General features: G+C 64.3%; 19 protein-coding genes and 1 pseudogene. 3 read left to right on the top strand and 17 right to left on the bottom strand.

What is annotated here, in order from left to right; all coding sequences use genetic code 11:
• Positions 1 to 245: 245 nt before the first annotated feature.
• The 7 genes from CXZ10_RS00790 to proS all read right to left on the bottom strand — a co-directional run bounded on the left by CXZ10_RS00790 (position 246) and on the right by proS (position 7,380).
• On the bottom strand, positions 246 to 944 hold the full coding sequence (locus CXZ10_RS00790; RefSeq protein ID WP_101287045.1) for a L,D-transpeptidase: 699 nt from the start codon (positions 942 to 944) through the stop codon (positions 246 to 248).
• A gap of 87 nt (positions 945 to 1,031) precedes the next feature.
• Positions 1,032 to 2,372: a GTPase HflX gene (gene hflX, locus CXZ10_RS00785; RefSeq protein ID WP_425298943.1), complete on the bottom strand. Its 1,341-nt coding sequence runs from the start codon at positions 2,370 to 2,372 to the stop codon at positions 1,032 to 1,034.
• Between the two features lie 166 nt (positions 2,373 to 2,538).
• Positions 2,539 to 2,781, bottom strand: coding sequence for an RNA chaperone Hfq (gene hfq, locus CXZ10_RS00780; RefSeq protein ID WP_026791804.1), 243 nt, complete (start codon positions 2,779 to 2,781; stop codon positions 2,539 to 2,541).
• A 194-nt stretch (positions 2,782 to 2,975) separates the two neighbouring features.
• The gene (locus CXZ10_RS00775) at positions 2,976 to 3,839 is read right to left on the bottom strand and encodes a D-amino-acid transaminase (RefSeq protein ID WP_101287044.1); all 864 of its coding nucleotides are present in this window, start codon (positions 3,837 to 3,839) and stop codon (positions 2,976 to 2,978) included.
• Between the two features lie 39 nt (positions 3,840 to 3,878).
• Complete coding sequence (locus CXZ10_RS00770) at positions 3,879 to 4,592, bottom strand: ABC transporter ATP-binding protein (protein WP_101287043.1); 714 nt, start codon at positions 4,590 to 4,592, stop codon at positions 3,879 to 3,881.
• Positions 4,592 to 5,860, bottom strand: coding sequence for a lipoprotein-releasing ABC transporter permease subunit (locus CXZ10_RS00765; protein WP_101287042.1), 1,269 nt, complete (start codon positions 5,858 to 5,860; stop codon positions 4,592 to 4,594). The genes CXZ10_RS00770 and CXZ10_RS00765 overlap by 1 nt, the downstream gene beginning before the upstream one ends.
• Before the next feature lie 197 nt (positions 5,861 to 6,057).
• A complete protein-coding gene (proS, locus tag CXZ10_RS00760; protein WP_101287041.1) occupies positions 6,058 to 7,380 on the bottom strand; it encodes a proline--tRNA ligase in 1,323 nt (440 codons plus the stop codon).
• Between the two features lie 675 nt (positions 7,381 to 8,055).
• On the opposite strand from proS, the gene CXZ10_RS00755 reads away from it, so the two are divergent.
• Positions 8,056 to 8,979: a pirin family protein gene (locus CXZ10_RS00755; RefSeq protein WP_101287040.1), complete on the top strand. Its 924-nt coding sequence runs from the start codon at positions 8,056 to 8,058 to the stop codon at positions 8,977 to 8,979.
• Between the two features lie 88 nt (positions 8,980 to 9,067).
• Here the strand turns inward: CXZ10_RS00755 and rpsI are convergent, their stop codons facing one another.
• The 4 genes from rpsI to CXZ10_RS00735 all read right to left on the bottom strand — a co-directional run bounded on the left by rpsI (position 9,068) and on the right by CXZ10_RS00735 (position 11,628).
• Positions 9,068 to 9,544 carry a 30S ribosomal protein S9 gene (gene rpsI, locus CXZ10_RS00750; protein ID WP_101287039.1) on the bottom strand — a complete coding sequence of 159 codons (477 nt, stop codon included), beginning with the start codon at positions 9,542 to 9,544 and terminating at the stop codon, positions 9,068 to 9,070.
• Between the two features lie 3 nt (positions 9,545 to 9,547).
• Positions 9,548 to 10,009, bottom strand: a complete 462-nt coding sequence (rplM, locus tag CXZ10_RS00745) for a 50S ribosomal protein L13 (RefSeq protein ID WP_101287038.1) — start codon at positions 10,007 to 10,009, stop codon at positions 9,548 to 9,550.
• Positions 10,010 to 10,233: 224 nt separating this feature from the next.
• Entirely contained in the window at positions 10,234 to 11,181 is a 948-nt protein-coding gene (gene fabD, locus CXZ10_RS00740; protein WP_101287037.1) for an ACP S-malonyltransferase, read from the bottom strand.
• Between the two features lie 93 nt (positions 11,182 to 11,274).
• Positions 11,275 to 11,628 (bottom strand): DUF423 domain-containing protein, encoded by a 354-nt coding sequence (locus CXZ10_RS00735; protein ID WP_101287036.1) that lies wholly within the window; start codon positions 11,626 to 11,628, stop codon positions 11,275 to 11,277.
• 160 nt (positions 11,629 to 11,788) lie between these two features.
• Here CXZ10_RS00735 and CXZ10_RS00730 point away from each other — a divergent pair, with 160 nt between their 5' ends.
• A complete protein-coding gene (locus CXZ10_RS00730; RefSeq protein WP_101287035.1) occupies positions 11,789 to 12,592 on the top strand; it encodes a TrmH family RNA methyltransferase in 804 nt (267 codons plus the stop codon).
• 61 nt (positions 12,593 to 12,653) lie between these two features.
• On the opposite strand, the gene CXZ10_RS00725 is transcribed toward CXZ10_RS00730, so the two are convergent.
• The 5 genes and pseudogenes from CXZ10_RS00725 to CXZ10_RS00705 form a co-directional block, all read right to left on the bottom strand.
• Positions 12,654 to 13,952: an SAM-dependent methyltransferase gene (locus tag CXZ10_RS00725; protein ID WP_101287034.1), complete on the bottom strand. Its 1,299-nt coding sequence runs from the start codon at positions 13,950 to 13,952 to the stop codon at positions 12,654 to 12,656.
• Between the two features lie 333 nt (positions 13,953 to 14,285).
• Positions 14,286 to 14,492 carry a hypothetical protein gene (locus CXZ10_RS00720; protein WP_101287033.1) on the bottom strand — a complete coding sequence of 69 codons (207 nt, stop codon included), beginning with the start codon at positions 14,490 to 14,492 and terminating at the stop codon, positions 14,286 to 14,288.
• A gap of 174 nt (positions 14,493 to 14,666) precedes the next feature.
• Positions 14,667 to 16,493 (bottom strand): annotated as a pseudogene (locus CXZ10_RS00715) (phosphoenolpyruvate carboxykinase (GTP)); the annotation flags it as partial.
• A 594-nt stretch (positions 16,494 to 17,087) separates the two neighbouring features.
• The gene (locus CXZ10_RS00710; RefSeq protein WP_101287031.1) at positions 17,088 to 18,692 is read right to left on the bottom strand and encodes an ABC-F family ATP-binding cassette domain-containing protein; all 1,605 of its coding nucleotides are present in this window, start codon (positions 18,690 to 18,692) and stop codon (positions 17,088 to 17,090) included.
• 170 nt (positions 18,693 to 18,862) lie between these two features.
• Positions 18,863 to 19,762 (bottom strand): LysR family transcriptional regulator, encoded by a 900-nt coding sequence (locus CXZ10_RS00705; protein ID WP_101287030.1) that lies wholly within the window; start codon positions 19,760 to 19,762, stop codon positions 18,863 to 18,865.
• Positions 19,763 to 19,881: 119 nt separating this feature from the next.
• On the opposite strand from CXZ10_RS00705, the gene CXZ10_RS00700 reads away from it, so the two are divergent.
• Positions 19,882 to 21,063, top strand: coding sequence for an MFS transporter (locus tag CXZ10_RS00700; RefSeq protein WP_101287089.1), 1,182 nt, complete (start codon positions 19,882 to 19,884; stop codon positions 21,061 to 21,063).
• A 6-nt stretch (positions 21,064 to 21,069) separates the two neighbouring features.
• Here CXZ10_RS00700 and CXZ10_RS00695 read toward each other — a convergent pair whose 3' ends face one another.
• Positions 21,070 to 22,002, bottom strand: a complete 933-nt coding sequence (locus CXZ10_RS00695; protein WP_143741446.1) for a hypothetical protein — start codon at positions 22,000 to 22,002, stop codon at positions 21,070 to 21,072.
• Between the last annotated feature and the right edge of the window lie 21 nt (positions 22,003 to 22,023).

Below are 22,023 nucleotides of genomic sequence, written 5' to 3'. Positions count from 1 at the left end.
GCCCGGTTCCATCGATGGCGCAGCCGGCATTGCCAGCCCGGAACGGAACCAGAGACGAACCGGACGGCGCTTCTTCCCCGCCCGTCCGGCCGCCATGTTGGCTCGACGCGAAGGCACTATGGCGCGGCAAGGTTAATTTGTCTTCCCCCTATTTCGGCTGCGAAGGAATTCAAACTCTTGACGAAAACGGCGCGGCGAGGAGAGGCGGACGGCCGTCCCGCGCTCACGGCGGGACGGCGTCGAACTCAGACGGCGGGACCGGCCGGGCGCTCGATGACCTTGACGACGGTGCCGACCGGCACTCGCTCGTAGAGGTCGATCACGTCCTGATTGATCAGACGGATGCAGCCCGAGGAAACGTTGCTGCCGATCGTCCACGGCTCTACCGTGCCGTGAATGCGGTAGAGGGTGTCGACCTTGCCCTGATAGAGGTAATGCGCGCGGGCGCCCAGCGGATTGTCCGGACCACCGGGCATGCCGCGGGCCCACTTGCGAGCCTTGGGGTCGCGGGCCTGCATTTCCACCGGCGGGTGCCAGGACGGCCACTTCGCCTTGCGGCGGATCACCGCGCTGCCGGCCCAGGCAAAGCCCTCGCGTCCGACGCCGATGCCATAGCGCATGGCCCTGCCGTCGCCCAGCACCAGATAGAGATAGCGTGCCGGCGTGTCGACGATGATGGTGCCGGCCGGCTCTTCGGTGGCATAGTCGACTTCCCGGCGCAGGAAGGCCGGGTTGACCTGCGTCAGGTCGACGGCCGGAACGACGAACCCGCCATCGTGCATCTCGCCATACATCGCCACATACTCGGCGGACGGCCGGGGATAACGCTTCGGCTTGGTCGGGTCGATGAGCGGCGGCATCGCCGGCAGTCCGGGGCCGGAAACGCAGGCGGCCAAGGCGAGGGGGAGCGCGGCGAGAAAGGCTCGCCTGGACGGTAGGTTCATAGTCTCCACTTTCTGTCGAGTCGGCGGTGGCACTTCAGGCAACCCGGCAAGGACACCCGGCCGGGCACCAAACTTGTCTTCTGAATATCAGTTTTCCGCTAGCGGATGCTGAATGCGTTCGCCATAGCGCTGATGAAAGACCGTCATCGATTTCTCGGCGATCCGAACGGAGAGATGCAGCATGCCATTCTCACCATCGTGCCGCTCCAGAACCTCGCCATGGTCGTAAAGCCAGGCAAGCCCCGCACCGTCGGATGGATCGAGCGTCAGCTCATGGACCGGCCGGCTGCCGAGCAGCCGTGTCTCGATGGCGGCGAGCAGCTCCGGAAGGCCGTCGCCGGTCACCGCGGACACCACGCGCCGCTCCTGACCGCCGGGCGACTCGGTGGCGGCCTGGGCCAGAAGGGCATCGCGCCGCGTCCCGTCGACAAGATCGATCTTGTTCCAGACTTCGATGATGCGCTCGCGGTCCGCCGGGTCGAGGCCAAGCTGCTTCAGCACGTCGGCCACGTCGCTTGCCTGTGCCTCGGTATCCTTGTGCGAGATATCGCGGACATGCAGGATGATCGACGCCTCGATCACCTCTTCAAGCGTCGCCCGGAAGGCTGCGACGAGGTGGGTCGGCAGGTTGGAGATGAAGCCCACGGTGTCAGACAGGATGGCCTCGGTGCCATGCGGCAGCTTGATGCGGCGCAGCGTCGGATCGAGGGTCGCAAACAGCAAGTCCTTGGCGAAGACATCCGCTTCGGTCAGCCGATTGAACAACGTGGACTTGCCGGCGTTGGTGTAGCCGACCAGCGCCACCACCGGATGCGGCACCTTGCGCCGCTGGCGGCGATGCAGGTCACGGGTGCGCTTGACCTGCTCGAGATCGGCCTCGATGCGAGTGATCTTTTCCTGGAGCTGGCGACGGTCGGCTTCGATCTGGGTTTCACCGGGACCGCCGAGGAAGCCGAAGCCGCCGCGCTGACGCTCGAGGTGGGTCCAGGACCGCACGAGGCGCGACTTCTGATACTTGAGATGGGCGAGCTCCACCTGGAGCCGGCCCTCGCGCGTGCGGGCGCGTTCGCCAAAGATCTCGAGGATGAGGCCGGTCCGATCGATGACCTTGGTCTTCCAGGCCTTCTCGAGATTACGCTGCTGGATGGGGGTGAGGGCATGATCGACAATGGCGAGGTCGATGTCCTCTTCCTTCACCGTCTCGCCGATCTCCTCGACCTTGCCGGCGCCAAACAGGGTTGCCGGCTTGGGCTGGCTGACCGGTACGGGAACGGTGGCGCGCACGTCGAGGTCGATGGCCTGCGCGAGGCCGAAGGCCTCCTCAAGACGCGCGTCGAGATCGCGCTGGGTGGCGATTGCGGCTTCGTCCCTCATGCCCCGCTGACGCACGTCCGGCACGAGGACCAAAGCCCGTGCCGGCTCTTCGATGCGATCAACACCCTTCTTGCGAGGACGGCCGCCCTCTTCAAGATTCTGATCGTCGGTCACTTGGCCTCCCGAAAGCCGCGCCGCAGGCGGTCAACATGCGATGATTCCGGAGCGGTCCGCCCGGGAGAGCCCCTCCGCAGGCGGACAACAACGGAACAAACCGAACTCAGTTCGGTTCCTCGCTGCCCTCAAAAAGGGCCAGCGGCTGGGCCGGCATGATGGTGGAGATGGCGTGCTTGTAGACGAGCTGGGAGTGCCCGTCGCGACGCAGGAGAACGCAGAAATTATCAAACCAGGTAACCACGCCCTGCAGCTTGACGCCGTTAATCAGAAAAATCGTCAGCGAAATCTTGTTCTTACGGACGTGATTGAGGAAAGTGTCCTGAAGGTTCTGGGCTTTGTCCGCCATTTTTTTCGGCCTTTTCGACTTCGTTTTTTTGTGAGGGCAAACGCCACACCGACGCCACGCGCCGCCCGACTTATGGTTACGCCGGGCGCGTCGGGAATTACCAGTCCATTTCGAGCGCGTGTCGCAGTCGGCAGGCTCGTGCTATCCGTGTTTCGACAGGGATGTGACAATTTTGCCAAGCACAGCTTCCGCCGTCAAATCGGCGTCCGCTCGGCAATGTCGTGGAAGCGCCGTCTCAGCCGGGCGGCAATGCTGCCGGGGACGCCGTTCGCCACCGTCTCGCCGTCGATGCTGACCACCGGGCAGAGAATCGCCCCGGCCGAGGTCAGGAAAACCTCGCGCGCCGTCTTCATTTCGGTCACGGTGAAGCGCCGCTCTACAACCGCGACATCTTCGGCGGCCGCCACTTCCATCAGCACGGACCGAGTTATGCCCCGGAGAATGCCGCGATCGGCCGGACGGGTGACGAGCCGCCCTTCCCCGTCGACCAACCAGACATTGGCGGACGAGCCTTCGGTGACATAGCCCTCGGCGTCGACGAACACCGCCTCGAAGGCGCCGGCCTCGCGCGCCGCCTGCTTGGCCAGCGCGTTGGGCAACAGGCCGACGGTCTTGATATCCACGCGCTCCCAGCGGTTGTCGGGAAGCGTGATGATCGGCACGCCCTTCTCGTAGCGCAGCGCGGCGGCGGCAACGTCCAGCGACTTGGCGGTCGCCGTGAAGGTCGGCCTCACGCCGGCCGGAAAGGCATGATCGCGCGGCGCGGCGCCCCGCGAGATCTGCCAGTAGACATAGCCGTTCTCGACCTTGTTACGCCGGGCGACCTCGCGCAGAACGTGGGTCATCGCCGCCCGGCTCATCGGCGTCGCAATCCTCAGCTCGGCCAGCGATCGATCGAGGCGGTCGAGATGGCGGCGAAGGTCGATGATGGCGCCGTCCTTGATCTGGCAGGCCTCGTAGACCGCGTCGGCAAACTGGTTGCCGCGATCCTCGACGCTGACGACGGCCTCCCTGGACGGAACGTAGCGTCCGTTGACATAGGTGATGCGGGAGGTCATGGCCGGCGCTCCAGGATAACGGCGACAGGGCGAATGAGGTTACTCGAGCTCGACGATCCGCCCTTCGTCGAGGGTGATGCGCCGGTCCATACGCTCGGCCAGCGCCATGTTGTGCGTGGCGATGATGGCGGCGAGGCCGGTGGCCCTCACAAGCGCCGCCAAGGCGTCGAACACGTAATGGGAGGTTTTCGGGTCGAGATTGCCGGTCGGCTCGTCGGCCAGCAGCACCTTGGGCGCGTTGGCGACGGCGCGGGCGATGGCGACACGCTGCCGCTCACCGCCGGAGAGCTGCGATGGCAGGTGCGTCCCCCGCTTCTCAAGGCGCATGTAGGCGAGAAGATCGTTGCCCCGCTTGGCCGCTTCCCTCTTGTCGAGACCGGCGATCATCTGCGGGATCATCAGGTTCTCGAGCGCGGAGAACTCCGGCAGAAGATGATGAAACTGATAGACGAAGCCGATCTCGGTGCGGCGAAGGCGGGTGCGGTCGGCATCGTCGAGCTTGCCGCAAGCCTTGCCGCCGATGACGACGTCACCGGCATCGGGCTTTTCCAGGAGGCCGGTGATGTGCAAGAGCGTCGACTTGCCGGCGCCCGATGGCGCCACCAACGCCGTCAGTTCGCCGGAAAACAGGTTGAAGTCGCAGCCGCGCAGGATCGGCAGCGTACCCGAGCCTTCCTTGTAGGACTTCTCGATGCCGACCAGCTTCAGGACCGGATCTTCGACGCCGGTGATGAGGGTTTCGATAGCCGGCATCACTCGTACCTCAGCGCGTCGACGGGATCGAGACGGGCCGCCTTCCAGGCGGGATAGATGGTAGCGGCGAACGACAGCACCAGCGCCATGATCAACACGGTCACCGTCTCGTGCATCTGCATGTCGGCCGGCAACTGGCTGAGATAGTAGAGCTCCGGCGAGAACAGCTCGGTCGAGGTCAGCCAGGACACGAACTGCCGGATCTTCTCGACGTTGAGGCAGACGACGAGGCCGAGAGCGAAGCCGGCGATGGTGCCGGCGACGCCGATCGCCGAACCGGTGATCAGGAAGACGCGCAGGATGGCGCCGCGGCTCGCCCCCATGGTTCTGAGTATGGCGATATCATGGCTCTTGTCCTTCACCAGCATGGTCATGCCGGAGACGATGTTGAGCGCCGCCACCAGCACGATCAGCGTCAGGATCATGAACATGACGTTGCGCTCGACCTCGAGCGCCGAGAAGAAGGTGACGTTGCGCTGCCGCCAGTCGGTGATGAGCACCGGGCGTCCGGCATCGATCGTCAGCCGTTCCTTGATCGGGCCGATATCGTCGGGATTGTTGACGAAGACGTCGATGGCGGTGACCTTGTCCTCCATCATGAAATACTTCTGCGCCTCGGCGATCGGCATGAAGACGAAGGTGCCGTCGTATTCGCTCATGCCGATCTTGAAGATGGCGGCGACCGGGTAGGCCTTGACGCGCGGCGTCGTGCCGAGGGCGGTGACGTTGCCCTTGGGGCTGACCAGCGTGATCTTGTCGCCCACCGTCACGCCCAGGCTCTCGGCGAGGCGCTGACCGATGGCGACGCCGATGCCCTCGTCGAACTTGTCGAAGGATCCGATCTGCACGGTATCGTAGACGAGCGGCAGCTTCTGAAGATCGGCGCTGCGCACGCCGCGAACCAGAACGCCGAAAGCGCCGGACGGCCCGGACGCCAGCACCTGCCCTTCCACGAAGGGCATGGCCAGCCGGACGCCATCGACACCGGCAAGGCGATCGGCGACCGAGGCGTAATCGGTGAGTGGGCTATCGATCGGTTGAACCACGGCGTGGCCGTTGATGCCGAGGATCTTGTCCATCAACTGGCCGCGGAAGCCGTTCATCACCGCCATGACAATGATCAGCGTGGCGACGCCCAGCATGATGCCGACGAAGGAGAAGCCGGCGATCACCGAAATGAACGCCTCCTTGCGACGGGACCTCAGGTAACGGCCGGCCAGTTTCCACTCGAAGGGAGCGAAGGGACGCCCCGCTTTCGCCTCGCTCATCCAAAGACCTCCAAACGCCGGCCAAACCTCAGAGTCCCACGCGATCGCCGCGAAGATCGGTGGCCGACTCGGGCGTCACCGGACGGCAACGCGTGAGACTAGCAAATTCCCTCCGCCGGCAAGCTGCCCTTTCCGGGTTTTCCAGACGGAATCGGACGGTCTCGGGGCGGCACGCGGCCGCCCCTCTTCAGCGACAATCAGGCCTTTTCTGTGACGCGGGCGATGGCCGACTCCAGCGACACCAGCTCCTTGTCGCCGGTGGCGCGGCGCTTCAGCTCGACCACGCCGTCGGCCAGCCCCTTCGGACCGATGATGATCTGCCAGGGCAGACCGATCAGATCCATGGAGGCGAACTTGGCGCCCGGACGGGCGGCGGTGTCGTCGTAGAGCGGGTCCTTGCCGGCGGCGGAGAGCTTCGCGTAGGCGTCCTCGCAAGCGGCGGTGACAGCGGCGTCGTCGGGCCTGAGGCTGATCACGCCGGCGCCGAAGGGCGCGACGCTCTCCGGCCAGATGATGCCGGCGTCGTCATGGCTCGCCTCGATGATGGCGCCGATGAGGCGCGACACGCCGATGCCGTAGGAGCCCATGATCACCGGCTGCTCGCTGCCGTCGGGCATGGCCACCTTGGCACCCATCGGCTCGGAATACTTGGTGCCGAAGGAGAAGATGTGGCCGACCTCGATGCCGCGCGCCGACACGCGCCGCTCCTCGGGCAGCGCGGCGAAGGCGGCCTCGTCGTGCATCTCGTCGGTCGCGGCGTAGCGGCTGGTGAACATGTCGACGACCGGCGACAGATCGCCCTCGAAGTCGACATCCTCGCCCGGAACCGGCAAGTCGAGCAGGTCCTTGTCGCAGAACACCGCGCTCTCGCCCGTCGAGGCAAGAATGATGAACTCGTGGCTGAGCTTGCCGCCGATCGGGCCGGTGTCGGCGCGCATGGGAATGGCGGTGAGGCCCAGCCGCTTGTAGGTCCTGAGATAGGCGACAAACATCTTGTGGTAGGCGCGCAGCGCGCCGGCCTGATCGACGTCGAAGGAATAGGCGTCCTTCATCAGGAACTCGCGGCCGCGCATCACGCCGAAGCGCGGGCGCACCTCGTCGCGGAACTTCCATTGGATATTGTAGAGGTTGAGCGGCAGGTCGCGGTAGGAGCGTACATAAGTGCGGAAGATGTCGGTGACCACTTCCTCGGCCGTCGGACCATAGAGCATCTCGCGCTCGTGGCGGTCGACGATGCGCAGCATCTCCTTGCCATAGGCGTCGTAGCGGCCACTCTCACGCCAGAGGTCGGCCGGCTGGATGGACGGCATCAGAATTTCGACGGCGCCGGACCGATCCTGCTCCTCGCGCACGACGGCCTCGATCTTCTTCAGAACCTTGAGGCCGAGCGGCAGCCAGGAATAGATGCCGGCGTTCTGCTGGCGCATCATGCCGGCGCGCAGCATCAGGCGATGCGAGACGATCTCCGCCTCCTTGGGCGCCTCTTTGAGAATGGGCAGGAAATACCGGCTGAGACGCATGGAATCCTCTCGCGCGTTGGGATGAGCGGGCTACTCAAAGCGCATCGACCCTGAAAAAACAAGACCGATCAGTCCCCGACCGTCGAAAGCAAGGCCATGCCCCGCGAGAAGCTATGACTTTAGTCTATGAGTCAAACCACAGATGAGCCGGCAAATCGGAACGACTCCAGAGGTCCTGCGCAACTCATTGATATGGCGATATTTCCCGATCCCGATCGTAAGGCCGCCGAACAAACCGGCCCATGCTGAACAAGCATGCAGCCTATGCACAAATGGATGACAAACGAAAAATCGCAGTGTATGGTACCCGCCATAAATAAGGACGGCACGGCCAAAAGACGAAAAGCCTCAGTAAATGAGGCCGTCAAAATAGGCAAAAATAGAATGCCTTCCGGTTATCGCGGTCTGAGTCTTGGGAGGGAAAACCCATATAGGCGCGGAAAACGCTGCCGCCGGCGGATGGATTGGGAGGTCTTTCTATCTGTAGGCTTTATGGGCTGACACGCGGAACTAAAAGCAGGGCTTCGGCCCTGCTTTTTTATTTGATCTACTACGAACTCTTGCCTGCTCTCGCGAAACATCGCGTCCATCGCCATGAAAACACCGTTCAACAAACGGCGGCTACCGTTCATCGGGAGAAACACCTAATCTGCCCGACAACAGAAAGGACAGATCATGAGCATTCCCGGCAGGGGCGGCAACGACCGCATCGAGGAAATCATCCTTCCCAACGTTCGCGATCTCGGCGGCTTCAAGGTGCGCCGCGCCCTGCCCTCGGCGCAGCGCCGCATGGTGGGGCCCTTCATTTTCTTCGACCAGATGGGACCGGTGATGTTCGGGGCCGGCGAGGCGGAAGACGTACGGCCACATCCGCACATCGGCCTGTCGACGCTGACCTACCTGTTCGACGGCGAAATGATCCATCGCGACAGCGCCGGCCACAAGGAGACGATCCGCGCCGGCGAGGTCAACTGGATGACCGCCGGCAATGGCATCGTCCATTCCGAGCGCTTCCCGGCGGCCGTGCACACGGCCGGCGGCAGCCTGTTCGGCACGCAGATCTGGGTGGCGTTGCCCAAAGACAGCGAGGAGATCGCTCCGCTGTTCAGCCATCACGACAAGGCGGCCCTGCCCATCTTCTCCGATACCGGCGTGCGCATGACGCTGGTGGCCGGCGACGGCTTCGGCACCCGCTCACCGGTGCCGGTCTACTCCGACCTGATGTATGCCGACGTCCATCTCGAAGCCGGCACGCGCTTCAAGGTGCCGCCGGATCATGTCGAGCGAGCCGCCTATGTGATCAGCGGCGCTGTCGGCATCGAGGGACAAGATGGCGTCTTTCCGCCCAACCAGCTCGTCGTCTTCCGTCCGGGCACCGAGGTGATCCTGATTGCCGCGGAGGCGACGCGCCTCGTGCTGATCGGCGGCGAGCCGTTCCCCGAAAAGCGGCACATCTACTGGAACTTCGTCTCGTCTTCAAAGGAGCGCATAGAGGCGGCCAAGGCCGACTGGCGCGCCCGCCGCTTCCCGGAGATCGCTGGCGAGACGGAGTTCATCCCCCTGCCGCCCGATCCGGTGGGCCTGCGGATCAAGGACTGATGTCAGCAGCTTCCAAGCTGAAAACTCAAAAGGAAAAGGGCGGCGCCATCGGCACCGCCCTTTCCACATTCCAAATCCGAAATCCGGATCAGCGCTTCGAGAACTGGAAGCTCCGGCGCGCCTTGCGCTTGCCGTACTTCTTGCGCTCGACGACGCGGCTGTCGCGGGTCAGGAAGCCGAGCTTCTTGAGCACGCCGCGCAGGCCCGGCTCGTAGTAGGTCAGCGCCTTGGAAATGCCGTGACGCAGAGCGCCGGCCTGGCCCGAAAGACCGCCGCCGGCAACCGTGGCGATGATGTCGAACTGGCCGTCACGGGCAGCGGCGTAGATCGGCTGCTGGACGATCATCTGGAGCACCGGACGCCCGAAGTAGACGTTGAACTCCTTGCCGTTCACGACGATCTTGCCGGAACCCGGCTTGACCCAGACGCGAGCGATGGCGTTCTTGCGCTTGCCAGTGGCATAGGCGCGGCCGAACTTGTCGAGCTTCTGAACGTGCACCGGGGCCTCGGCCACCGGAGCGACGTCGGCAGCGCCGAGTTCAGCGAGGGAGGAGAGCTCAGCCATGGATCAAGGCCTCGTGTTCATCTTGTTCATCGACTTGACGTCGAGGACTTCCGGCTGCTGGGCGGCATGGGGATGCTCGGCACCGGCGTAGACGCGGAGGTTGGAAAGCTGGCGACGGCCGAGCGGACCCTCGGGGATCATGCGCTCAACGGCCTTCTCGAGCACGCGCTCGGGGAAGCGGCCTTCGAGGATCTGGCGCGCCTTGCGCTCCTTGATGCCGCCGATATAGCCGGTGTGCCAGTAATAGGTCTTGTCGGTGTACTTGCGGCCGGTCAGCACCACCTTGTCCGCGTTGATGACGATGACATTGTCGCCGTCGTCCATGTGCGGGGTGTAGGTGGCCTTGTGCTTGCCGCGGAGGCGCATCGCGATCACAGTCGCGAGGCGGCCGACCACGAGGCCTTCGGCGTCGATCAAGACCCACTTCTTCTCGATGTCCGCCGGCTTCGCCGTATAGGTCGTCATGGGCGTTACCGTCTTCCGATTTGGGCCGCCCGGAAAGGCGGCCGGTTCGTCTCATCTTTCGCAGCGTTGCCGATGCGAAATGGCGGCTCCCGTTGCCGGGCGCCGCCGTCGCGCCTTCCAATATGGAAATGCCGCTCGCTTGTCAAGCAGCGCGAGCGGCATCCTATCCATTGGAATCAAACACTTGGCTTATGCGGTATCATGATACCGCATAATTTTGTGCCTCAAGCGAGGCCGAGAAGCGCCTTGACGTCGGCAATATCGCTGGGCTTGCCGAAGTCGATCACGCCTTCAGCGGGCGCGATGCGGCGGATGAGGCCGGACAGCACCTTGCCGGCACCCACTTCCACGAACTTGTCGACGCCGGCGCCGGCCATGGCCGACACGCTCTCGCGCCAGCGGACGGTGCCGGTCACCTGGGCGACGAGCTGCTTGCGGATCGCCTCGGGATCGGAGGTTGGGGCTGCTGTGACGTTGGCGAAGATCGGCACGATCGGCGCGTTGATGGTCGCTGTGGCGAGCGCCTCGGCCATCGCCTCGGCTGCCGGCTGCATCAGCTTGCAGTGGAAGGGGGCGGAGACGTTGAGCAACATGGCACGCTTGGCGCCCTTGGCCTTGGCAATATCGACGGCGCGGATGACGGCGAGCTTGGCGCCGGACACCACCACCTGCCCGGGGGCGTTGTCGTTGGCCGCCTCGCAGACGTCGCCCTGGGCAGCTTCCTTGGCGACGGCTACCGCCGCCTCGAAGTCGAGGCCGAGCAGTGCAGCCATGGCGCCCTCACCCACCGGAACCGCCTTCTGCATGGCGTTGCCGCGCGTGCGCAGCAGACGGGCGGCGTCGGTCACCGACAGCGCGCCGGCGGCGGCCAGTGCCGAGTATTCGCCCAGCGAATGACCCGCCACGAAGGACGCATGCTGCTTGATGGTGATGCCTTCGGCTTCCAGGGCGCGCAGCGCGGCAAGGCTGACCGCCATCAGCGCCGGCTGGGTGTTGGCGGTCAGAGTCAGTTGATCCTCGGGACCGTTGAAGATGATGTCGGACAGCTTCTCGCCGAGGGCGTCGTCCACCTCCTCGAACACCGCCCGCGCGGCGGCATAATGGTCCGCAAGGGCCTGGCCCATACCGATGGCCTGACTGCCCTGACCGGGAAACACGAAGGCGTTGGTCATTGTTGGCTTTCCTCAATGGTTTTCGGGGCGGACACGACCATCTAGCCGCGCAAGAGTCAAGGCCGCGCCGCCGGATTCCGGGGAAAAGCAGCCCTATGGGCGACGTGGCAGCAACGATCCGATGGCCACCGTGAACCAACCGAGGATCAGCGCGATGCCACCCGACGGCGCCGCCATCGGAAACAGGGTCCGCGCCATGGCTGCCTTGAAGATCAGCTCGCCAGAGAACAGGAGGCAACCGGCGACGAACAGCAGGGCCGACAGACCGCGCAGCCGCTGACCATTGGCGTTGGCAAGCGCCAAGAGCGCCACCGCATGAAACAGAAGGATGTTTCCGGCCACGTCAAGATTGGCGCCGGTAACCGCGTGCGCCCCGACGGCGAGCGTCGCCACGCCGACCGCACCGGCAACACCCGCGGACAAACCGATCAGTCGATGTAGAGACATCTCGCAAATCCTTTGGGCATGACCCTCTGCCGTCCGCGCCTCCCAGCCAGGGCTTTTTGTCAAGACGCAACTCCGGACGCAAAACCGGTTCCCACTTTTGCTGGAGTTGCTCTAGTAACGGTGTCCCGTGCCCAGCCGTCAAGCAGCGGAAGACGACGCCATGCTCATTCCGGTCACCGATCCGAAGGATCCGCGCCTTGCGCCCTTCATGAACGTCCGCGACCGCGATCTCCAGCGAAGCCACGGCAACGCGTTCATCGCCGAGGGCGAAAGCGTACTTGCCGTGTTCCTGTCGGAGGGAGCGCGCTTTCGGCCGGAGGCGCTGCTGATCGCCGACAACCGCGTCGAAACCGCGCTGGCCTGGTCGCCTCCCGAGGACCTACCGATCTTCGTGGCCGAGCAGACGCTGATGGATGCCGTCGTCGGCTTTCCCATCCATCGCGGTCTTCTCGGCCTCGGCCGGCGTATGCCTTCCGCTCCCCTTGCCGACCTGCTGGCCGATCGTCCGCGTGTCGTGGTCGGCCTCGTCGGCATCGCCAATCACGACAACATGGGCGGCATCTTCCGCAACACGGCGGCCTTCGGCGCGGGAGCTGTCGTGCTCGATGCGACATCGTGCGATCCGCTTTACCGCAAGGCGATCCGAGTCTCGGTCGGCGGCGTGTTGAGAGTACCCTTCACACGGCTCGACGCGGATAAAGGCGTCACAAATGCCCTGACCGGCCTGGGGTATCGGGTGCTGGCGCTGTCGCCTCGCGGCGCCATGCGCCTTGACGAAGTGCCGACCGATCGGCCGGTGGCGTTGCTGCTCGGAACGGAAGGGCCTGGACTCCCCGACGCGGAAATGGCCGGTGCCGAGACGGTGCGCATCGACATGGCCGGCGGGTTCGACAGCCTCAATGTCGCAACCACCAGCGGCATCGCGCTTTACGAGCTGACGCGCCGGATGATCGCCGGCCACTGAAGGTGGGGTCCGGCTTCTTCGCCCTTCAGCTCGGAACGAGAGAAGCCGGATGCAGTTCAGCCTATTGCCCGCCAGATATGACCGTTGCCGTACTCCGCCAGGAGCGCGCCGCCGTCGGCTCACCCAGAGCCTTCTCGCGGGCGAACAGCGTCGCTTCCCGCTGCGCGATATAGTCGCGGGTGATCGGTACCACATCGTTCCGGTGGGTGAGCTGGAACTGGTAGACCACCACGTCGAGGAAGCGGAACGCCGCCTCGCACATGGCGAGATAGCATTCCCACATGCGACAGAAGCGCTCGTCGTAGAGAGCCAGTGCCTTGTCGCGCCGGGCCATGAAGCGAGCCCGCCATTCGCGCAAGGTGTCGGCATAGTGATGGCGCAGTATTTCCACGTCAGCCATCATCAGCCCGGCCTTCTCGACCGCGGTCGCCACCTCCGACAGGGCCGGCAGATAACCGCCAGGGAAGATATATTTGGTGATCCAGCCGTTGGTAGGCCCGGGCGTCGAGGTATGCCCGATTGTGTGCAGCATGAACACGCCGTCCTCGGCAAGAAGGTCGGCCGCCTTCTGGAAGTAGGTGTCGTAATTCTGACGCCCGACGTGCTCGAACATGCCGACGGATATGATCCGGTCAAAGGTGCCCCGGGTATTGCGGTAATCCTGAAGCTCGAACTTGACGTGATCGAAGCCCTTGTCGGCGGCGCGCCGCCGGGCGACGGCGAGTTGCTCGTCGGACAGGGTCACGCCCTTGACGCTGCGGGCCTCGCCCACTTCGGCAAGATAAAGACCGAGCCCACCCCAACCGGAACCGATGTCGAGAACGCTCATCCCCGGATCGATCAGGAGCTTGGCGGCAAGGTGCCGGCACTTGGCGCGCTGCGCCTCTTCAAGCGTCATCTCCGGTGCGGCGAAATAGGCGCAGGAGTACTGCCGGTCCGTGTCGAGGAACAGCTCGTAAAAGGCGGCGTTCAGATCGTAATGGTGAACGACGTTGCGCCGCGACCGCAACAACGTATTGCGGCCGAATAGCAAACTGCGAAACTTGCGCGCCATCAGAAACAGCTTGCGGCCGGTAAAGCTGCGCATCGCCGTGCCGTGCTGGAGAAGAAGCTCAAGCAGGTCGTACAAGGTACCTTCGACAACGTCGAGACGGCCATCCATGTACAGTTCGCCGAACCGCACTTCGGGATCCTTGATCAGCTCGCCTGCCACCTTGCGGTCAGCGACCCGGACCACGACGCGCTTGCCACTGCCGTCACCGAATACCCATCGCGCGCCATTATAAAGCTCGAGCTCGAGCGAACCGCGCGTCACCAGCTTGTTCAGCAGGCCGCGGAGAATATTTTCCGCCCAGACCATCGCATGGTTCCCCATATAAACGCGACGACATCGGTTTGCGGTGTTCAAATGGGCCAAACTGCCCAGGCCAGATCAGATAAGTCCGATGGCGCCAACCATAATTGCAACTGGGGCCGTAGAGGATCGTCGCAACGACAATAAAGTCCGGTCCGGGCTCGGGGTCCGCAAAGCGGACGGCGGCCCTGTCGGCGGCCCAGTCATAAATATGTCTGAAACGGAAAAAGGTTCCAGGAAAATCACAAGCATCCACGGCAACGGGCGATCACGACTGCGCGACCCATCGTCCGATCAGCCGAAGTCTGACCGGCACGACTTCCGTCCGGCAGGACCACATCAGCCCTCTTCTCGGGTCGCCCCCTTGAGGGCCAGTTGCTCAGGGACTGGAAGGCCGCGCTCCGCGAAGAGGCGGATCACACCGGCCGGCATGGCGCGACAGCCGCAGTGCGCCGCGTGACCGGCATGCCAAGCCATGCGCTGCTCAGGCTTGGGATTCTTCGGCATGGGGTTCGCCTCATGCCATTCGCGATTGAGCCTGCTCATAGTCGAACCTCCCCATCCTATCCTCGGACGTTTCTGCGCCCATTGAGGCGCCAGGACACGTCAGCAGGCGGGGGTTATCCGGGTTTGGGCGTATGGTATGAAAGCAGAACGGCCCCCGTCACCGGGGGCCGTCCGTCATGTCATCAGTGAAGCCGAAAGCTCACCGAAGATCGGTCAGTCCTTGAGGGTCCAGACAGCCGGCGAACGCTCGAGGCGGGCGACCAGCAGCTGACGCTCCAGCTCCATTTCCTTGGGCAGGCGGTCGCCGAACTTGGCGAAGTGCGACACCTGATCCTCGGCCTCGGCCAGACCCTTGTCCTTCTCGACCTTGACGATCTCGTCGTACTTGGCCTTCGGGAAGTCGACACCTTCCATGTTCAGGTCCGAGTAGCGCGGAACGAGACCATAGGGGCTCTCAACAGCGGCGGCCGTACCCTTGACGCGGCCGACGATCCACTCGAGGGCGCGCATGTTCTCGCCGTAGCCCGGCCACATGAACTTGCCGTTCTCGTCCTTGCGGAACCAGTTGACGCGGAAGATGCCCGGAGCTGCCGGCAGCTTGCGGCCGATGTTCAGCCAGTGCGCCCAGTAGTCGGCCATGTTGTAGCCGCAGAACGGCAGCATGGCGAACGGATCGCGGCGCATGGCGGCCTGACCGACGGCGGCGGCGGTCGCTTCCGAACCCATGGTGGCGGCAAGGTAGACACCATGCGACCAGGAGAAGGACTGCATGACCAGCGGGAAGGCCTTGGAGACGCGACCACCGACGATGAAGGCGGAGATCGGAACACCGGCGGGATCTTCCCAAGCGGCGTCGATCGACGGCACCTGCGAGGCGGGAGCGGTGAAGCGGCTGTTGGCGTGAGCGGCCGGACGACCGCAATCCGGGGTCCAGTCCTTGCCGGTCCAGTCGATCAGGTGCTTCGGGGTCTCGCCGTCGAGGCCTTCCCACCACACGTCACCGTCGTCGGTCAGAGCGACGTTGGTGAAGATGCAGTTGGCCTTGAGGGTGGCAAGCGCGTTCGGGTTCGACACTTCGTTGGTGCCGGGGGCAACGCCGAAGAGGCCGTTCTCGGGGTTGATGGCGCGCAGCTCGCCGTTGGCGTCCGGCTTGATCCAGGCGATATCGTCACCGATGGTGGTGACTTCCCAGCCCTTGTAGGCCTTCGGCGGGATCAGCATGGCGAAGTTGGTCTTGCCGCAAGCCGACGGGAAGGCGGCGGCGACATAGGCCTTCTCGCCCTTGGGGTTCTTGACGCCGAGGATGAGCATGTGCTCGGCCAGCCAGCCCTCGTCGCGGGCCATGACCGAAGCGATACGCAGGGCGAGACACTTCTTGCCGAGCAGGGCGTTGCCGCCGTAACCCGAACCGAAGGACATGATCTCGCGGGTTTCGGGGAAGTGGACGATGTACTTGGTGTCGTTGCAGGGCCAGGCGACGTCCTTCTGACCGGGCTCAAGCGGGGCGCCAACCGAGTGGATGCAAGGCACGAAATCGTCGTTACCGAGAACGTCGAGCACCTTCTGGCCCATGCGGGTCATGATGCGCATGTGGACGGCGACGTAGGCGCTGTCGGAGAGCTCAACGCCGATCTGGGCGATCTTCGAGCCGAGCGGGCCCATGGAGAAGGGGATCACGTACATCGTGCGGCCCTTCATGCAGCCCTTGAACAGGCCGTTCATGGTGGCGCGCATCTCGGCCGGATCGGCCCAGTTGTTGGTCGGACCGGCTTCTTCCTTGGTCTTGGAACAGATGTAGGTGCGGTCTTCGACGCGAGCGACGTCCGACGGATTGGAGCGGGCGAGGAAGCTGTTCGGGCGCTTCGCGGGGTTCAGACGGGTGAAGGTGCCGCCGTCGACCAGCTCCTGGCAGAGACGATCATATTCTTCCTGCGAACCATCGCACCAGTAGATGCGGTCCGGGGTCGTCAGCTTGGCGACTTCTTCGACCCAGGCAATCAGCTTGGCATTCTTGGTAGGAGCTTGTGACATCAGCTTTCTCCGATGGACATATCGCCGCCCGTTCCGGTCTCATTCGCGAGAGAGGACTTATGAGACGATGCGCCGACAGGGGTGGGTAAGGTTCGCAGCCTGAAGAAAAAGACGTCCGTCCTGGTGACTACACCATAAAAGAGCAGCGCCGGGAACCTCACGGCCCCCATCAGACAACCCCATGACGGTCAACTCTCCTGCCAGTCTCTCCAACGCTCGGCACCCATAACCGAGCGGCCCGGATTAGCGTTCCTGAAAAAGACAATACCGACTGAAGTATGAGGGATCAATCGTTGTAAGACCGTACAAGCCGAATAATACGGCAACCAAAATAAATGAACATAATAGGAACGAATGTCCCGAAAGCAGACGAGTCAACTGATCATTTCGGCTAATTTCTGGGCTTTTTCCTGCCTCAAACCATCCGGTTACCAGCTTCTCCCAAAGTTCTACGTGCCACTACGTACCGAATACGTAGTTTGTACTAAGAAATTTGAAAAATCGTACCCACTTCGCGAGTTCGACGACAACTTCGGTCCGAAAACGCGCGGATCAGAGGATTCAATCGATTATGATTCCCATACTGCGCCAGCTCGCGCGCCTTCAATCGAGGCGTGTCTCGTCGCTTGCCGAGGCAAGGCTGACGCGCCGCTCGATGCCGATGGCCTCCAGAAAGGCTTCGTCGTGGCTCACAACCAGAAGTGCGCCATCATAGGCGCGAAGCCCCGCCTCGACGGTCTCGATCGACTCGACATCAAGGTGGTTGGTCGGTTCATCGAGAATGAGAAGCTGCGGCGGACGGGCACGGCCCAGCACGCAGGCGAGTCCTGCCCTCAGCCGTTCGCCGCCCGACAGGCTGCCGACCAACCTCAGCGCGGCGTCGGCCCTGAACTTGAACCGGGCAAGGCTGGCCCGGCAGGCCTCCTCGCTGGCGCCGGGGTCGAGGCGTCGGCAGTTGTCGCGGATCGTCTCGGTCTCGTCGAGCAGCGAGACGCGCTGATCGAGAAAAGCGAAACCGACACGGCGGTCGACCGTGCCTGAAAGTTGCGGCAGCTCGCCGGTGATCGCTCGCAGAAGCGTCGTTTTGCCCGATCCGTTCGGCCCGGTGATGGCAACCCGCTCAGGTCCCCGCAACTCCAGCGACAAGTCGCGAACGAGCACCCGGTCGCCATGACCGACCGACATTCGATCAAGGCTGAGAACCAGACGGTCGGCAACGAGGCCGGACGGCGGCAGTTTGACCGAGAAGGGAATGAGAACTTCCAGCTTGCCGCGAGCCTCTTCGACAGCCGACGTTGCCGCGGCCAGGCGGCGTTCGGCCAGCCGGGCATCGGCGGCCCGGGTTTCCTCCGCCTTGCGTTCGAGACCACCGGCCACGATCTTCGGCATGTCGCCCCTCGCCGCCTTCCGTACCCCTGCCCCGGCTCGTCGTGCCTGCTTCTCCGCCTGGGCCTGCGCCGACTGTCGTTCGCCGGAGAGTCGCCGCTCGGCATCGTCGAGGTCGTGGCGGGCAGCGGCGAGTTCGATCGCCTTGCGCGACCGATAGGCGCTCCACCCGCCGCCGTAGCGACTGGCGCCGATCGACGTCAGTTCGACGATGGCGTCCATGGTCTCCAGCAGTTCCCGATCGTGGCTGACCACCACCGCCCCGCCGCGCCAACCGGCCAGGAGTTCGATCACCGCCCGCCGGCCATCGCGATCGAGATTATTGGTCGGCTCGTCGAGCAGCAGCATGTCCGGCTGGTCGAATGTCAGTGCAGCCAGAGCGGCCCTGGTCGTCTCGCCCCCCGACAGCGCGGCAAGCGACGTGTCCGGCCGGATGCCGAGCCCCAGCCTGGACAGTGCCGCCTCCAGGCGAGCCGGCAGGGTCCAGTCGGCCTCGGCCAGTTCGGCGAGGCTTGCCTCGCCCGTCTCGGCGCGGTCGATCAGGGCGAGCCGTTCCGTAACGCCAAAGAGGTCGGCGACGGTCATCTCCGGCGGCGGCGCCACGATCTGCCGCAGCGCGGCAAGGCGCCCGCCGACCGAAACCGTGCCCGAGCGCGGCGACAGGTCGCCGGCAATCAGCCGCAGGAGCGTCGACTTGCCCACGCCGTTGCGTCCGACGAGGCCGGTACGCTCGGCGCCGAAAGCGATACTGAGATTGTCGAGAAGGGGGCGGCCGTCAGGCGTAGAATAGCTGAGACCGGAAAGCGTGATGGAAGCGGGCATGAATGCGAGTCCTGATGGCAGGGAAAACGAGGTCTGCGATCAGGTTGTCAGTCATTGCCGTCATTCCGTCTGGTTCGGGCGCATCTGCCCCGAGCGGGCGCCATATAGGCCGGTCGCCCGCGACGCGCAAGAGGGAAGACCGCAGGGATCCGTTTCTTTTTTACACTTCATCAACCAGACTCGGGCTGTCCCCTACCCGACCCGAGGTGCGATTTCAGCGCCTCTACGAACAAGCGCACCTTGGGCGGGACCAGTCGCGCGCTTGGGTAGACGGCCCAGATCCCCAGGGTCTCCGGCTCTGCGTCCTCGAGCGGCAGCGGCACCAGTCGACCGGCAGTAACATCGTCGGCAGCGTTCCATTCGGCGAGCAGCGCCAGCCCCAGCCCGCGCAGGCACGCTTCGTGAAGGGCTTCGATGGAGTTGCTGGAGCAGCGGCCCGTCACGCGCAGCCGCCGTATCCGTTCGCCAGCGACAAAGGTCCAATGGGTGGCGCCGGAAAACAACAGGCATTGATGGGCGGCGAGGTCGGCAAGTCGGCGAGGAATTCCCGCCGACGCAAGGTAGTCAGGCGAGGCATAGAGCCGGCGGGGACTGTCGGCGAGACGCCGGGCGACCAGAGAACTATCGCGTAACGGCGCGATGCGAATGGCGACGTCGACCCCGGCTGCCACGATATCGACCAGCCCGTCGGTGAGCTGCAAGTCGACGCGAAGGTCGGGATTGGTGGCGAGAAAGCCGGGCAGCATGGCGCTTATCACCTTGCGGCCAAAGGGTTCGGAGGCGGTGACCCGCAGGAGGCCGGCAACCCCGGAAGCCGAGGGCCGAACGGCAGCGCGGGCATTGGCTGCATCTTCGATCATCGCCTCGGCATAAGGCAGAAAGGCTTCGCCTTCGGCGGTCAATGCCAGCGCCCTGGTCGTTCGGTGGACGAGACGGACATCCAGTTCGGCTTCGAGCGCGGCCAGTCGACGCGAGGCGCCCATCGGCACGAGGCCCAGCTTGCGGGCGGCGGCGGCGAGGCTACCCGCCCGCGTGGCCTCGACGAAAACCGCAACGCAGTCAATGTCCATTCCATCAGTTTCCGTTATACGGGCTTACCATTCAGGCACACTATACATGGTCACGATATGGTTTGTAGCATGGCCCCTCAAATGCACCTGATGGACCGCCCAGCGGCATGGAGCCCTTCATGACCTCCTCGACATCCGCGACGGATGCTGCGACATCCAGCTTGTCTCGCGGCCTGACGCTTGCCATGGCCGCGGCCGCCGGTCTGGCCGTCGCCAACATCTACTACAATCAGCCGCTGCTCGGCGTGATAGAAGGTGATCTCAAGAGTTCGCTCACGCCCTATGTTCCAACCGCCACCCAGCTCGGCTATGCGGCCGGCCTGTTCCTGCTGGTGCCGCTTGGTGACATTCTGGAACGGCGAGCATTGATCGTGGCGCAGTTCCTTCTGCTGGCGGCGACGGCGATGGCGCCCGGCGCGGCAACGATGCTCGCCGCGTCCTTTGCGGTCGGTCTGGCCGCCACCGTCGCCCAGCAAGTGGTGCCGCTCGCCGCCCACCTGTCGCCACCGGAGCGACGAGGCGCGACGGTGGGCACGGTGATGGCCGGCCTGTTCGCCGGCATCCTGCTCAGCCGCACGGTGGCCGGCTTCGTCGGCGAACACACCGGATGGCGCGCCATGTTCTGGCTCGGCGTTCCTGTTGCCCTCGGGGCCGCGCTCTGGATGGGACTTCGCCTGCCGAAGAGCCACCCGGACAACGGGCTTGGCTACGGACGGCTGATGGTATCGCTTGTCCAACTGTTCAGAGAGTTTGGCGAGTTACGCCTCGCAGCCGTGACGCAAGCGCTGCTGTTCGCCGCCTTCTCGGCCTTCTGGACCGTACTCGCCCTGCGCCTTCAGGAGCCGCGCTTCGGCCTTGGTGCCGATGTCGCCGGTCTGTTCGGCATCGTCGGGCTGGTCGGCATCCTGGCGGCTCCGCTTGCCGGCCATGTCGCCGATCGCCGCGGGCCGCACGGCGTCATCGCGCTGGGCGCTGCCTTGACACTGGCCGCCTGGGCCATCTTTGGGCTGTGGTCATCGCTTCCAGGCCTCGTGGTCGGCGTCATCGTGCTCGACTTTGCCGTCCAGAGTGCGCTGATTTCCAACCAGCACATCATCTACGCCTTGCGCCCCGAGGCGCGCGCCCGCATCAACACGCTGTTCATGGGGCTGATGTTCCTTGGCGGTGCGTCCGGTTCCGCCCTCGCCGGAGCGGTCTGGCCCGGTGGCGGCTGGCCGGCCGTGGCGGTGCTGGGAGCCACGTGCGCGCTTATCGCCACGCTGCTTCAAGTCGGCAGCCTCGTCCGGCGAAAGGCCGGATGAGGTGCGTCAAAGCCTGGCCACACCGCGCCGGCGCAGGAGATCGATGACCCGCTCGGGCGTCTTGAAGCAGGGAATGCCGATACGCTGCTGCTCGATGATCAGCTCGAGCAGCATGAAGCGGCCCGGCTTGTTCTCCGGTGGCGGCTGCAGGCGGAACGCCCGGACCGACGTCAGGCCGACATAGGTCTTGCGATAGGTGTAATGGGTGAAGAAGCGCCTACGCATCGGCGCATCGCGGTCGACGATGACCAGTTCGTTGCCCGACAGCAGGATCAGCAGACCGGTGGTGACGCGCCGGCGGTTCTGCATGTTGCGGCAAGGCTTGCCGGGCGGCTCGAAGTGGATCGGCAACATGAACTGCCCGCCGTGGCGCTCCTCGGACAGCATGGCGTTGAAGAAGAAGTCCTCGAACTCCTCGGCCTCGTTGGCGATGGCCGAGCCGAACTCGTCCCGCACCATGAGATGCTGCCGAACGAAGGCGGCAACGCGGGTCATGAGATCGAATGAGACGGAATTGTAGGTCACCGTCAGCGCATGCCCCTCTTTCAGGAGCAGCACGAACTCGGCATGCAGAAGGTTGACGACCGCCCGCACGGCGGCCACTTCATCCCAGGCCACGTGCCGGTTGACGAAGCCATCCCCTTTGTCGGTCGCCGTCAGCAACGTGAAACCGTCGGCGTCAAGGGCAAAGACCGTCGCGTAGAGATCGGCGCCAGGATAGGCATCGCGCCGATCTATGGACCGCGGGATCTTGACCAGATACTCGGCGCCCTTCAATCCGGCATAGGCCGATTGGAACCGGCGCGGCATCTCGGCAGCCGACTTGATCGGCAGGAGCCAGGGACCGAAGGCATCATACTCCCGAAGATCCTCGGGATTGGCACCGGTCCGGCTCCAGACCGGGCGTTGCGGCGAACGTCTTCTGAAAAGCCCGAACACCACCGCTCCCCTTTCCGTCAA

The sequence above is a fragment of the Pleomorphomonas diazotrophica genome, assembly GCF_002844595.1.
In the GTDB taxonomy this organism is placed as follows: Bacteria; Pseudomonadota; Alphaproteobacteria; order Rhizobiales; family Pleomorphomonadaceae; genus Pleomorphomonas; species Pleomorphomonas diazotrophica.
The sequence above is the reverse complement of the archived record's forward strand: the minus strand, read 5'-3'. Positions and strand labels throughout refer to the sequence as shown.

Excerpts from the sequence above, each read along its gene's own strand:
- CXZ10_RS00725 (WP_101287034.1), bottom strand. The coding sequence starts at position 13,952 with ATGGTCTGGGCGGAAAATATTCTCCGCGGCCTGCTGAACAAGCTGGTG.
- CXZ10_RS00710 (WP_101287031.1), bottom strand. The coding sequence starts at position 18,692 with ATGCCCGCTTCCATCACGCTTTCCGGTCTCAGCTATTCTACGCCTGAC.
- CXZ10_RS00770 (WP_101287043.1), bottom strand. The coding sequence starts at position 4,592 with ATGCCGGCTATCGAAACCCTCATCACCGGCGTCGAAGATCCGGTCCTG.
- CXZ10_RS00765 (WP_101287042.1), bottom strand. The coding sequence starts at position 5,860 with ATGAGCGAGGCGAAAGCGGGGCGTCCCTTCGCTCCCTTCGAGTGGAAA.
- CXZ10_RS00735 (WP_101287036.1), bottom strand. The coding sequence starts at position 11,628 with ATGTCTCTACATCGACTGATCGGTTTGTCCGCGGGTGTTGCCGGTGCG.
- CXZ10_RS00790 (WP_101287045.1), bottom strand. The coding sequence starts at position 944 with ATGAACCTACCGTCCAGGCGAGCCTTTCTCGCCGCGCTCCCCCTCGCC.
- CXZ10_RS00755 (WP_101287040.1), top strand. The coding sequence starts at position 8,056 with ATGAGCATTCCCGGCAGGGGCGGCAACGACCGCATCGAGGAAATCATC.
- CXZ10_RS00700 (WP_101287089.1), top strand. The coding sequence starts at position 19,882 with ATGACCTCCTCGACATCCGCGACGGATGCTGCGACATCCAGCTTGTCT.
- CXZ10_RS00730 (WP_101287035.1), top strand. The coding sequence starts at position 11,789 with ATGCTCATTCCGGTCACCGATCCGAAGGATCCGCGCCTTGCGCCCTTC.
- fabD (WP_101287037.1), bottom strand. The coding sequence starts at position 11,181 with ATGACCAACGCCTTCGTGTTTCCCGGTCAGGGCAGTCAGGCCATCGGT.
- CXZ10_RS00720 (WP_101287033.1), bottom strand. The coding sequence starts at position 14,492 with ATGAGCAGGCTCAATCGCGAATGGCATGAGGCGAACCCCATGCCGAAG.
- rplM (WP_101287038.1), bottom strand. The coding sequence starts at position 10,009 with ATGACGACCTATACGGCGAAGCCGGCGGACATCGAGAAGAAGTGGGTC.
- rpsI (WP_101287039.1), bottom strand. The coding sequence starts at position 9,544 with ATGGCTGAGCTCTCCTCCCTCGCTGAACTCGGCGCTGCCGACGTCGCT.
- CXZ10_RS00775 (WP_101287044.1), bottom strand. The coding sequence starts at position 3,839 with ATGACCTCCCGCATCACCTATGTCAACGGACGCTACGTTCCGTCCAGG.
- proS (WP_101287041.1), bottom strand. The coding sequence starts at position 7,380 with ATGCGTCTCAGCCGGTATTTCCTGCCCATTCTCAAAGAGGCGCCCAAG.
- hfq (WP_026791804.1), bottom strand. The coding sequence starts at position 2,781 with ATGGCGGACAAAGCCCAGAACCTTCAGGACACTTTCCTCAATCACGTC.
- CXZ10_RS00705 (WP_101287030.1), bottom strand. The coding sequence starts at position 19,762 with ATGGACATTGACTGCGTTGCGGTTTTCGTCGAGGCCACGCGGGCGGGT.